We start from the raw sequence: 12,321 nt of genomic DNA, 5'->3' as shown, positions 1-12,321 counted from the left end.
TCTGGTAATAGTTGTAGACGCAATATTTTCTCCGGTGCAAATATAAGTTCAGTAAATGAAGGCTGCGCGATTCTAACTCAGTTCCGGCAGTAACTCACCGATAAGTTCCGGAAGCGGCTTAGGACGGGCAATCACATAGCCCTGAGCGTAGTCGACTCCCATCTCTGTCAGCAGCTCCAGGATTTCTGTATTTTCAACAAACTCTGCCACCGTCTTTTTACCCATCTGCTTAGCCAGTTCATTGATAGAGCGGACCATAATCAAGTCGGTTTCATTGTTGTGCATATCGCGCACAAACAGGCCATCGATCTTAACCGTATCAACCGGCAGCTTTTTCAGGTAGCCGAAGGATGACAGGCCGGAACCAAAGTCATCCAGAGAGATGCGACAGCCCAGTTGTTTCAGACGGGTAAACAGCTCAACAGCTGAGTCTACGTTCCCCATTGCAGCAGTTTCTGTTATCTCGATTGAAAGCTTTTCTGCTGGCACCAGGCTGTGCTCAATGGCATCAATAAGGAACCCGATAAATTCACTGTTACCCATGGACTGACCGGAAAGGTTGATCGCACAGCCCCCCAGTCTTTCCAGCACTGCCGGATTGTGTTCAAACCATGCCAGAGTTTTGGTTACCACCGATTTATCAATCAGATGCGCAACATTGTACTTCTCTGAGGCTGGCATAAAGATACCCGGAGAGATGTACTCCCCTTCCACATCACGAATACGCACCAGAATTTCAAAGAAGATATCAGCATCTGCATCGGTTTCAGTCAGACTCAGAATGCGCTGGGCAAAGAGCTCAACCCTGTCCTTAGCCAGAGCATCATGCACAAGGTTAACGCTCTCCATCTCCTGCTGACGGCGACGCAGGTCTTCATCATCCACATGATAAAGGTGGAAGCGGTTACGCCCCTCTTCTTTCGCAGCATGACAGGCTGTATCGGCCTGAGCATGAATCATCTGCGTTGAGCTTGCGGTATGGTCAATCAGACGAATACCGATAGAACAGGTGATGTTCAGAACAATGTCATTCCATTTAAATGGGTTTGAACCCAGGGAGAGAATAATACTCTTCGCAATTTTCTTGGCATCCAGCTCGGTACAATCCCTCAGCAGCACAGCAAACTCATCGCCACCCATCCGCGCCAGAACAGACTTATAAGGCAGGATCTGCTCGATAATGGTCGCGGCAAATTTAATTGCCGAGTCACCCGCCTCATGACCTGCGGTATCATTCAGTACTTTTAGCTGGTCAAGATCGATATAGAGCATGGCGTGAGTGCGCAGCTGATCCCTGACTTCATTCAGAGACGCTTCCAGCTCAACTTCAAAGTGGTTGCGGTTAAATGCTTCGGTAAGGATGTCGTAGCGGGCCTGATATTCCAGTTGCTCATGCAGGCTGTGTATCTCTGTAATATCTTCCCCCACAATCAGCAATTGCCCTGTCGCTTCAAGAGGACGTATATTCTCCCGAATCCATAAGGTAGAGCCATCCTTATGCCGGTAGCGTATTTCCCGGCGCCAGACATCTTTCATCGCCTGCTTTGGATTCAGCAGCATCTGCCTTGCCGGAGCGGACTTCTCATCGAGATAAAAATGACTCAGATAATGACCAAGAATATCCATATCCCGGTAACCCAGCAGCTCTTCGGTAAAGCGGTTTGCCGCCTGAATACGGTTGGTTTCATCCAGGGTCATCATCATAACCGGCTGCTGTTCATAGTAAGCTCGCATATTGGACTCACGCTCAACCAGCTTCTGCTCTGCCAGTTTTTCCGCCGTGATATCACTGCCCTCCATCAGGTACTGAAGTTCCTGATTCGTTGAAGCCGGCAACGGGTTAATAATAATATCAAGCAGCCTGCTGCCTGCCTTCAGGTCAAAAATCTCTGTTTCAAAGCGGATGGAGTCCTGCGGAGCTGTTGTAGCAAAGTAGTCGCTCATCAGGCTGCCACAGGCCTGCTCCCAGTTTTTGTGCTGCCAGATAGGTCTGTCCAGATTCATACCGTGACCAACCAGCAGTTCATGGAATTTATTATTGCTGGATACCAGACGCCCGTGCTGATCCAGAATACAGATATACTGGTGGCTGTTATCAAAAATAGACTCAAGCAGGGACTGACTCTGCCGGGCTCTCTGCTCGCTCAGCTTTAATCGCTGCAGGTAATAAAGCAATGCCAGAATAATAATGATAAGAGCGAGCAGGGCTATAAATATATACTGAATCTTATCGGCAAAACTCTCTTTTAACGAGCCGGTATCATCAACAACACTATCGCCCCGGTTAATCCGCAGGTTCCACATTTTAACGGCTTTACTGCTGATTTTTAGCTCGGGAACGGTATTTCGAATCTCAGGTAACGCTGAGCCGGGGTTATGCAAAACTTCAACCAACAACTGACCTGCTGATTTGCCCTGAGCAACCCCGCTATTGATGTAGCCACCCACGACACCGCCACCAAAGCGCCTTTCGTGCAAAATATAAACAGGGTTATTGGCCGCACGAACGATTTCTTCACTGGTATCAGTAACGTTCTTTTGGCTGTCGTACCCCCAGAAAATAATAGCAGAATGTTCAGGAGTGGCAGAGACAAACTCTTTCAGCTGTTCATATGAACCCGGAATAAAGTGTTTTACCAGGCCCTTATCTAATGAACTCTGGTTAAGGTACTGATTGAAAGTGCTTCTTATCGCTTCGCCGGTCACAGTATCTTCGGTGATTACAAAAATTTTCTGCACATCCGGCTGCAGACGTTTAATCAGCTCAATATTTGATTTTATCTCTATCCTGGAACTCACCCCTGTCGCATTCAGGCTGGCATGCATTTCCGGGTGATAACCATTAATGCCACTGAAGATGACCGGAGTATTACCCAGTTGAGGAGCTAGCCGCTCCAGCAGGTTAAGCGCGTTATTGTCACTGGCGACAATGGCTGCAAATGATTCGCGCTCCAGTTTGACTTTATAGAGGGAGTAAAGTTGCTCGAGATATTCCGGGCTCTGATGCTGTTTGGTATCCAGATAAACGACACGGTGAGAGATATCATGCCGCTTCAGGACCCTTTCTAATCCTTCCTGAAATCCATCCGTCCAGTAATAGCCCTGATGATAGGAATGCATAACCAGCACATCTTTCTCTTTTGCCTGCAGCAGGCAACTGAAAAGAACAAGAATGAAGATGAAAAATCTGCGCACTGGATCTATCTCGCTGAATTAATGAGCAGAGTATAGTATCACTCTTATCATTAAAATATACTCTTGGGATTCAATATGTTTGAGAATGGCAGGCTAATAAATGGATACATCCGTACGTTTAGATGATCTCGACAGAGCGATTTTAAAAACGCTTCTGGAGGATGCACGCAGACCTTACGCTGAAATGGCAAAGCAATTTGATGTCAGCCCGGCCACGATTCACGTCCGTATTGAAAAGATGAAAGCGGCGGAAATCATTGAAGGAACAGAAGTTATCGTTAACCCGAAAAAGCTTGGTTACGATGTCTGCTGCTTTATCGGTATCAACCTTAACGCCGCAAGGGATTACCATTCCGCCCTGGAAAAACTGAATGCACTGGATGAGGTGGTTGAAGCCTACTACACCACAGGCGCTTACAATATTTTCGTCAAGCTTATGTGTAAATCCATTGAAGAACTGCAGTATGTGCTGATTGATAAGCTGCAGGCGATTGATGAGGTTCAGTCGACGGAGACGCTGATTTCGTTGCAGAATCCGATTAATAGGAATGTGAATCCGTAAATAAAGGCCCTGGGTTATTAGGCCCTGGGCCCTCGGACAGCAAATAGTTCAACACTCCCAGGGCCCATTAACCTAGGGCCCAGGGCCTTAACTAAGCTTTAATCCCCGAATGCCTCAACAAGGCATCAATCTCCGGCTCTCTGCCCCGGAAACGCTTAAACAATTCCATCGGCTCTTCGCTGCCACCCATTTCCAGGATGTTGTTCAGGAAGCTTTTGCCGGTTTCGGTGTTGAAGATACCTTCTTCTTCAAAGCGGGAGAAAGCATCTGCTGAAAGCACTTCGGCCCACAGGTAGCTGTAGTAACCGGCGCTGTAGCCACCGGCGAAGATATGGCTGAAGGAGTGCGAGAAACGGTTCCATTCAAGACTTGGCAGTACCGCGACTTTTTTCTTCACCTCTGCCAGTGTTTCCAGGATCTTCGCGCCTACTTCCGGGTCATATTCAGTGTGCAGCGTAAAGTCGAACAGGCCGAACTCCAGCTGGCGCAGAATAAACATGGCTGACTGGAAGTTTTTCGCTGCCAGCATTTTTTCCAGCATCTCTTTTGGCAGAGACTCGCCCGTTTCATAATGGCCTGAGATAAACTTCAGCGCCTCTTCTTCCCAGCACCAGTTTTCCAGAAACTGACTTGGCAGTTCAACCGCATCCCAAGGTACACCGTTAATGCCGGATACCGCCGCCACATCGACCTGAGTCAGCATATGGTGGATACCATGGCCAAACTCGTGGAACAGGGTGACCACTTCATCATGAGTAAAGAGTGCCGGCTTATCACCAACCGGTCTGTTGAAGTTACAGGTCAGATAAGCAACCGGGGTAATCAGCTCACCCTTGTCTGTTGTGCGGCGAACACGGCACTCATCCATCCAGGCACCGCCACGCTTATGTTCACGCGCGTACAGGTCCAGATAGAAACTTCCGCGCAGTGTGCCTTCTGCATCAAAAATATCGAAGAAGCGCACTGACTCATGCCAGGTATCAACACCTTCTTTCTCAACCACTTTCATGCCAAACACGCGGCCCAGCACTTCAAACAACCCGCCCACAGCCTTAGACTCAGGGAAATAAGGACGCAGCTGCTCATCTGAAATCTGGAACAGGTGCTGTTTCTGCTTCTCGCTGTAGTAAGCGATATCCCAAAGATTCAGCGCGATTACACCAAACTCTTTTTCTGCAAACTGTCTCAGCTCTTCCACCTCACGCTCACCCTGAGGTTTTGCTTTAACCGCCAGATCATTCAGGAAACCAAGCACCTGCTCCGGCGTTTCTGCCATCTTGGTTGCCAGAGATTTTTCGCTGTAAGTGTTAAAGCCAAGCATACGGGCAATCTCATGACGCAGTTTCATCTGCTCAACCATGATTTCGCTGTTGTCCCACTTACCGGCATTCGGGCCACGATCAGAAGCGCGGGTCACATAAGCTTCATACATCTCACGACGCAGTTCCTGATTATCACAGTAAGTCAGCACAGGAAGATAGGACGGAATATCCAGAGTCAGCAGCCAGCCTTCCAGCTCTTTTGCTTCAGCGGCGGCTTTAGCAGCAGCCATTGCAGATTCAGGCATACCCTTAAGCATGGCCTCATCAGTCACATGCTTGGTCCAGCCCATAGTGGCATCCAGCACATTGTTGGAGAACTTAGAACCCAGCTCAGACATACGCTTACTGATTTCACCGTATCTGTGCTGCTCATCGGCAGGCAGGCCAATACCAGAAAGCTCAAAATCACGCAGCGCATCGGTAATCGTCTTCTGCTGAGCCTGATTCAAGGCCGCAAAGGCTTCGCTCTCTTTAATGTGCTTATAAGCCTCATACAAGCCTTTATGCTGACCAACCCAGGTACCGTATTCAGACAGCAACGGCAGGCAACTTTCATATGCTTCACGCAGTTCCTGGCTATTCACCACAGAGTTCATATGACTAACCGGAGACCAGACACGGCTTAATCTGTCATCCACTTCCGTCAGTGGCGCACAGATATTGTCCCAGCTCGGCTTAGTATTATCCTGCAGTACCTCCTCCACCTTCAGGCGGCAGTCAGCAATACACTGCTCAACAGCAGGCTTTACATGCTCAGGTTTAATCTGAGAAAAGGGAGGTAAATCTGTAAAGGTAAGAAGCGGGTTGGACATAAATCATTCCTTTTAAAAAGCTTTATATGTAAATGTAGGTCGCTTATAGAATTTTCAATAGTGGCGTATAATCAAAAGATTCAAAAATCTGATTAATAGAGTATACATTGTTAAGTTACAGACACAGTTTTCATGCCGGCAACCATGCTGACGTGGTAAAACATATAGTACAGAGCCTGATACTGGACGCCCTGAAACAAAAAGAAAAACCATTTGTTTACCATGATACACATTCTGGTGTGGGCAGATACGATCTCACCCACGAATGGTCAGAAAAAACCGGTGAATACAAGCAGGGTATTGCCAGACTCTGGCAAAGCGGTGCTATTCCTTCTGAACTGGAAAGCTATCTTTCTGCTATCACAGCCCTGAATCAGGATAAGGAACTGCGCTACTACCCCGGCTCACCAAGAGTGGCAAGAGCTCAGCTCCGCCAGCAGGACCGCATGGTTTTAACTGAGCTGCATCCGAGCGACTACCCGCTTCTTGAACAGGAGTTCCACAGAGATCGTCAGGTAAAAATTTTTAAAGAAGATGGCTTTAAACGCCTGAAAGCAAGCCTTCCGCCGAAAGAGCGCAGGGGTCTGGTGCTGATTGACCCGCCTTATGAGCTGGCAAAAGAGTACCGGGATGTGGTGACTGCTATTGCTCAGAGCCATAAACGCTGGGCTACCGGCATCTACGCTATCTGGTATCCGGTGGTCAACCGGGCAGATATCGATGACATGGTAGAGGGCCTTGAGTCACTGGGCATTCGTAAGATACTGCAAATTGAGCTGGGCGTTTCACCGGACACCAATGAGCGTGGTATGACGGCTTCGGGCATGATTGTTGTCAACCCACCATGGAAACTGGAATCTCAAATGAAGGAAATCCTTCCGTTTCTTAAAGAAACTATTGCTCCGGTCACCGGTCACTATAAAGTGGAATGGATAGTACCGGAGTAAGATTAAACGAATACGGTTGAACTTATATTAGACAATCCCAATATACGTTTATATACCAAGCATAAAAACAAATTGGAGAAAGTAATGGCTAAACATTTTGATTATATCTGTATTGGCGGCGGCAGCGGCGGTATCGCTTCAGCTAACCGGGCAGCAATGCATGGCGCTAAAGTTGCGCTGATCGAAGCAAAGGATCTGGGCGGTACCTGTGTAAACGTCGGTTGTGTGCCGAAAAAAGTCATGTGGCACGGTGCTCAGGTTGCAGAAGCCATTAACTTATACTCTGAAGATTACGGCTTTGATGTAGACGTAAAAGGATTTAGCTGGAGCAAACTGATTGAAAACCGTCAGGCGTATATCGGCCGTATCCACCAGTCTTATGAGCGCGTGTTAGGCAATAACAAAATCGAAGTCATTAAAGGCTTCGCAAAGTTTATTGATGCTAAGACCCTTGAGGTTAACGGTGAACAATACACGGCGGATCATATCCTGATTGCCGTTGGTGGCCGCCCGTCCATTCCGAATGTTCCGGGCGCTGAGTACGGCATTGATTCAAACGGCTTCTTTGAACTGGCAGAGCAGCCAAAACGTGTTGCCGTTATTGGTGCGGGATACATTGCGGTAGAGATCGCCGGCGTGCTGAATGCTCTGGGTAGTGAAACTCACCTGTTCTGCCGTAAGCAGTCTCCAATCAGAAGCTTTGACCCTATGGTGATCGATACTCTGGTGGAAGTAATGGAGGCGGAAGGTCCGACACTTCATACTCACTCCGTTCCAAAAGAGATCGTCAAAGAAGAGGACGGCAGCCTGACTCTGCACCTTGAAAACGGCAACAGCCAGAACGTAGATACCCTTATCTGGGCTATCGGCCGTCATCCGGCTACCGATGCCATCAATCTGGACGTTACCGGCGTAGAGCTTAACGAGCGCGGCTACATCAAGGTAGATGAATATCAGCAAACCAACGTAAAAGGCATCTACTGTGTTGGCGATATCATGGAAGGCGGCATTGAGCTGACTCCGGTTGCCGTTAAAGCAGGCCGCCAGCTATCAGAAAGACTGTTTAACAATAAGCCGGAAGCTAAGATGGATTACGACTTAGTTCCGACTGTGGTATTCAGCCACCCGCCAATCGGCACCATTGGCCTGACCGAACCTGAAGCCATCGAAAAATACGGCGAAGAGAACGTAAAGGTCTACACCTCAGGCTTCACCGCTATGTACACCGCAGTTACCCAGCACCGCCAGCCATGCAAAATGAAACTGGTTTGCGCAGGTGACGATGAAAAAGTGGTTGGCCTGCACGGTATCGGCTTTGCGGTTGACGAAATGATTCAGGGATTTGGTGTAGCCATGAAGATGGGCGCGACAAAAGCAGACTTCGACAGTGTTGTGGCGATACATCCTACGGGGTCAGAGGAATTCGTTACCATGAGATGATGCGCCAATACAAGCATCAAACACATGGTAAAGCCGACAGAGAAAGCTCTGTCGGCTTTTTTGTTTCAAATTATGTTGAATTCATTCTTAATTAAGTTTAACTTTTTAGACGTCTATATAGCCAAATAAAAATAAGATAACGATAAAGAGGAAAGATATGTCAGACAAGCAAGCAATCACAATTCTTGATGGTGGCATGGGCCGGGAACTGGAACGACGGGGAGCGCCGTTTCGTCAGCCTGAATGGTCTGCACTGGCAATGATGGAAACACCTGAGCTTGTAGCGGATGTGCACAAATCTTTTATCCGCAGTGGTGCGCAACTTATTATGACTAACAGTTATGCTCTTGTGCCTTTTCATATCGGTGAGGAACGCTTTGCTGAGCAGGCGCAGACGCTGGCCGATCTTTCCGGCTCTGTTGCGCGAGAAGCCTCTGAGGCTGAAGGAAAGAACACGCTTGTGGCAGGTTCTATTCCTCCGCTATTTGGCTCTTACCGCGCGGACCTTTACCAACCGGAGCGAGCGGAAGAAATTGCCACACCACTTATTAACGGGCTTGCTCCTTATGTTGATGTCTGGATTGCTGAAACTCAGAGCCTGATTGAAGAATCTGTTGCAGTCCATAATCTGGTTAGCAAGCTGGATAAGGAGAAAAAGCCATTCTGGGTATCCTTTACTCTGGAAGACAGCATTGCAACTGAGCAACCTGTACTTCGCTCAGGTGAGTCTGTTGAGGACGCAGTTGAGAAAATGGTTGAGCTGAATGTCACAGCGATACTGTTTAACTGCAGCCAGCCGGAAGTGATCGAGGAGGGCTTAAAAGTCGCTCACCGGACACTTGCGAAGCTAGATGCTCTGCACATCGAACTAGGCGCTTATGCCAATGCCTTCCCGCCACAGTCTAAAGATGCCACCGCAAATGACGGGCTGGATGAGTTTCGTGACGATCTCAACGAAAACGCCTATCTGGAAATGGCAAAGAAATGGCAGAAGCAGGGAGCAACACTGATTGGTGGTTGCTGTGGCATTGGCCCGGAATATATCGAAAAGTTAAGTCAGCATTTTCACGCTGAATAGAACAACTCATAAATAACGCATATCAATGGCTGAGCAGAAATAACCTAATCTGCTCAGCCATTTTTTTATCTTTTGACTCTCCTCTAACCTTCTTCCTTCCGGCAAGTGGAATAATCACTCTCCGCAACCAATATGCGCACTGAGACATATAGAGTTAAAAGATGAAATATATTGCTATCCTTCCCAGCCTTACTCTTTTCACAGCAAATGTTCTGGCCGGAGAAGTAAAATCAAACAATGAAAAGCTGGCTGATGACCCCACTAAGATAACCACACAGCTAGGTATTTCCTATTCCGACTATTATGACTTCGGCGGTGAAACCATTTTTATTTCAGGCTCCCTGGCTTTAGATGAGGTAAGGAAGCTCAATGTCAGCGCAAACAGTAGCGGCTCTGAGTGGCGGGTCGGGGGGTCATGGCTGTTTGATATTGGTATCGTCAATTTCAATTTCGGCAAAAATGAATTTGAAGACGGCTCCACCCAGACCAATTACAGCATAGGCACATTTATGCCGCTGAGCTACTTTGGCTTTCAGCCTCTGGGAATTCAGATATTTCCGATGGCCGGTTACAGCTATAACGACGGCGAGAATAAGTGCTACGTAAATAACCCCGGCAGCCCGTGTTTCAATGAAACGCCGGAGATAAACGAAGATTACATAATGGTCTCCAATCAGGCCCACAGCGGTTATCTGGGCGCATTTGCGTTAAAGCCCCTTTCTGAAAGCTGGACATTGATGGCTATGGGTGGCGGATCAGCCGGTTCAAATGATTACAGCGGTTACTGGCTGGGAGGCGGCGTCGGTTACTCGCTCTCAGAGTCACACTCATTCAGCATTTTTACTTTCTTAGTGGATAACTCGTACGGAAGTGAAGAGAAGTTTGGGGTGTCTTATAAGTATCAGTTGTGAGGTGTTTTTATATGCCCGGCAACAACCGGGCATAATTCGTTTTACTGAACACAAACCACATTCAGCAAAGAAGTACCGGTAAGCTGAGTGACCTTACCACTAGTGAAAAGCCCACGCTTTCCAGCTCCCCAATAGGGCAAATGAAGCGGCCACTGCTTGCTGCTCATTACGCTGGAGCCGATCAGCAGTTTCCAGTTGCTTTCGTCGACCAGTGTCATATCCAGAGAGTGGCAAACCTCGTTCGCCTTCTGATAGCTTAAGCGGTTCCAGGCAATATTGTATTCCATATAAAACTGTTCATTGCTCTCCATCAGGAACGGAATAACAAATTTACGTCTCTGAATATTCACTTCCCGGCGAACAACTATGGATTTAGCGGCCGCAGGTTTAGCTTCTGGCTTAGGTGCCGGTTTTACTTGCTCAACGGGCTTAGGGGCTGCAACCGGTGCCTTTGCAACAACCTTTGCCACTTCGGCTTTTTTAGCTGTTGGAGCTACAGAAGCCGGCTTAACTTTTTTCTTTTTCTGCGGCTGATATTTAACTTTTGTATTCACCGCGCGGATAAATGCTTCCTCTAACCCCGGCAATTTTCTGACTTTAACCACCTCTTTTTTTGCCGCAGCATAATCTGCATACGGACCAATCAGGCAGCGATAACCGGAACCTTCCGGCTTCAGCCACACATCCACCGAAATATTTTGATAAATAGGCTTCGCCTCTTCCAGAGTCACAGGCTTAGGATAAATACCGCATTGAATCCAAAACAGATCATCCCCTCTTGCCGGTCTCGCTTTTCCCCATAGTCCCTTACCTACCGGGCACCCCTTTGAGAGAACAGGTAGTTCACTCTTTGAGTTTTGCCTTGCGTCACAGACGTATTCATCTTCTGCTGCAACAGAAAGCGAAATCTGGCTAAAAGACAGAAGAATAATGGCAAGAGCGGCCGACAATTTGCTTGTCAGATTTTTTTTCATACGTCCTTCTCTAAACTTCATATGCGCATCAATTATCTTAACAATAAAGAGTTACAAATTTTGAATGCAAAAAAAGAGCCGTATTTCATACGACTCTCATAGTTTAGAAAGGTTTCCGATTAGATTTCAATCGGTTTGGTCACCCTTTATAAATTTTCGGGTTAAATACATCACGAAGCCAGTCGCCAAGCAGGTTGATAACCAGCACCAGCGTCACTAATACGACGCCAGGAAAGGCAGTGATCCACCATGCACCAGAGAAAATATAGTTAAATCCGATGCTGATCAGTGCGCCCAGTGACGGTTGGTCCACCGGCAAACCCAAACCAAGGAAAGAAAGTGCCGCTTCTGACATGATGGCGTTTGCCACCTGAACCGTAGAGATAACCAGAATCGGAGACAGACAATTCGGCAGAATATGGCGGAACATGATTCTCGGCGCTTTAAAGCCCATTACCCGGGCCGCTTCCACATACTCTTTTTTCTTCTCAGCTAGCACAGAAGCACGGATAGTTCGGGCATACTGTGGCCACTCTGCCACACCGATAATCACCACCAGCATAACAACGGCATATTGACTGTAAAACTCACTGCCAAAGCTGGCCTTAAAGATAGCCGATACGATAATCGCCACCATCATGGTAGAGAAAGAGAGCTGAATATCAGCAAAACGCATCAGGAAGGTATCAATACGGCCACCAAAGTAACCCGCAGACAAACCAATGATAATGCCTAAAAACAGCTGAAGGCCTACCGCCAGAAAACCGATGGTCAGAGAAAGGCGGGAACCGTACAGAATGGTCGACAGAATGTCGCGCCCCTGCTCATCAGTACCCAGAACAAAACGCTCATCTCCCTCTTCCATCCATGACGGTGGAAGCTCTGAGTCCATAATATCGATAGAAGTTAAATCATAGGGATCCGTCGGCGAAAGAAGAGGTGCTGCAATGGAAACCAGCAAAAATGCCATAAATATGGCAAAGCTCGCCATTGCCACTTTGTCGCGCAGAAAATAGTACAGAAAATCGGATTGTTTAAAACGCTCCCAACGACTCGGAGCTGCATTTGTCTGACTCATGA

At 47.7% G+C, this 12,321-nt stretch carries 9 protein-coding genes; 5 read left to right on the top strand and 4 right to left on the bottom strand.

Annotation, left to right across the window (positions count from 1 at the left end; translation table 11 throughout):
* Window positions 1–72: 72 nt before the first annotated feature.
* On the bottom strand, window positions 73–3,195 hold the full coding sequence (locus L3Q72_RS00260) for an ABC transporter substrate binding protein (RefSeq protein ID WP_342752145.1): 3,123 nt from the start codon (window positions 3,193–3,195) through the stop codon (window positions 73–75).
* Between the two features lie 100 nt (window positions 3,196–3,295).
* Here L3Q72_RS00260 and asnC point away from each other — a divergent pair, with 100 nt between their 5' ends.
* Window positions 3,296–3,757, top strand: a complete 462-nt coding sequence (asnC, locus tag L3Q72_RS00255) for a transcriptional regulator AsnC (RefSeq protein WP_275130710.1) — start codon at window positions 3,296–3,298, stop codon at window positions 3,755–3,757.
* Window positions 3,758–3,848: 91 nt separating this feature from the next.
* Here the strand turns inward: asnC and prlC are convergent, their stop codons facing one another.
* Complete coding sequence (prlC, locus tag L3Q72_RS00250; protein ID WP_275130709.1) at window positions 3,849–5,891, bottom strand: oligopeptidase A; 2,043 nt, start codon at window positions 5,889–5,891, stop codon at window positions 3,849–3,851.
* Window positions 5,892–5,998: 107 nt separating this feature from the next.
* Here prlC and L3Q72_RS00245 point away from each other — a divergent pair, with 107 nt between their 5' ends.
* The 4 genes from L3Q72_RS00245 (at window position 5,999) to L3Q72_RS00230 (ending at window position 10,267) form a co-directional block, all read left to right on the top strand.
* Complete coding sequence (locus L3Q72_RS00245; protein WP_275130708.1) at window positions 5,999–6,838, top strand: 23S rRNA (adenine(2030)-N(6))-methyltransferase RlmJ; 840 nt, start codon at window positions 5,999–6,001, stop codon at window positions 6,836–6,838.
* Between the two features lie 84 nt (window positions 6,839–6,922).
* Window positions 6,923–8,278 carry a glutathione-disulfide reductase gene (gene gorA, locus L3Q72_RS00240; protein ID WP_275130707.1) on the top strand — a complete coding sequence of 452 codons (1,356 nt, stop codon included), beginning with the start codon at window positions 6,923–6,925 and terminating at the stop codon, window positions 8,276–8,278.
* 157 nt (window positions 8,279–8,435) lie between these two features.
* Window positions 8,436–9,356 (top strand): homocysteine S-methyltransferase family protein, encoded by a 921-nt coding sequence (locus L3Q72_RS00235; RefSeq protein ID WP_275130706.1) that lies wholly within the window; start codon window positions 8,436–8,438, stop codon window positions 9,354–9,356.
* 161 nt (window positions 9,357–9,517) lie between these two features.
* Entirely contained in the window at window positions 9,518–10,267 is a 750-nt protein-coding gene (locus L3Q72_RS00230) for a hypothetical protein (protein WP_275130705.1), read from the top strand.
* Between the two features lie 41 nt (window positions 10,268–10,308).
* Here L3Q72_RS00230 and L3Q72_RS00225 read toward each other — a convergent pair whose 3' ends face one another.
* Window positions 10,309–11,241: an SPOR domain-containing protein gene (locus L3Q72_RS00225; RefSeq protein ID WP_275130704.1), complete on the bottom strand. Its 933-nt coding sequence runs from the start codon at window positions 11,239–11,241 to the stop codon at window positions 10,309–10,311.
* 139 nt (window positions 11,242–11,380) lie between these two features.
* A complete protein-coding gene (locus tag L3Q72_RS00220; RefSeq protein ID WP_275130703.1) occupies window positions 11,381–12,319 on the bottom strand; it encodes an ABC transporter permease in 939 nt (312 codons plus the stop codon).
* Between the last annotated feature and the right edge of the window lie 2 nt (window positions 12,320–12,321).

The organism is Vibrio sp. JC009 (assembly GCF_029016485.1).
Taxonomy (GTDB): domain Bacteria; phylum Pseudomonadota; class Gammaproteobacteria; order Enterobacterales; family Vibrionaceae; genus Vibrio.
This window is presented reverse-complemented; position numbering and strand designations above follow the sequence as displayed.

Excerpts from the sequence above, each read along its gene's own strand:
- prlC (WP_275130709.1), bottom strand. The coding sequence starts at position 5,891 with ATGTCCAACCCGCTTCTTACCTTTACAGATTTACCTCCCTTTTCTCAG.
- L3Q72_RS00235 (WP_275130706.1), top strand. The coding sequence starts at position 8,436 with ATGTCAGACAAGCAAGCAATCACAATTCTTGATGGTGGCATGGGCCGG.
- asnC (WP_275130710.1), top strand. The coding sequence starts at position 3,296 with ATGGATACATCCGTACGTTTAGATGATCTCGACAGAGCGATTTTAAAA.
- L3Q72_RS00220 (WP_275130703.1), bottom strand. The coding sequence starts at position 12,319 with ATGAGTCAGACAAATGCAGCTCCGAGTCGTTGGGAGCGTTTTAAACAA.
- L3Q72_RS00225 (WP_275130704.1), bottom strand. The coding sequence starts at position 11,241 with ATGAAAAAAAATCTGACAAGCAAATTGTCGGCCGCTCTTGCCATTATT.
- L3Q72_RS00230 (WP_275130705.1), top strand. The coding sequence starts at position 9,518 with ATGAAATATATTGCTATCCTTCCCAGCCTTACTCTTTTCACAGCAAAT.
- gorA (WP_275130707.1), top strand. The coding sequence starts at position 6,923 with ATGGCTAAACATTTTGATTATATCTGTATTGGCGGCGGCAGCGGCGGT.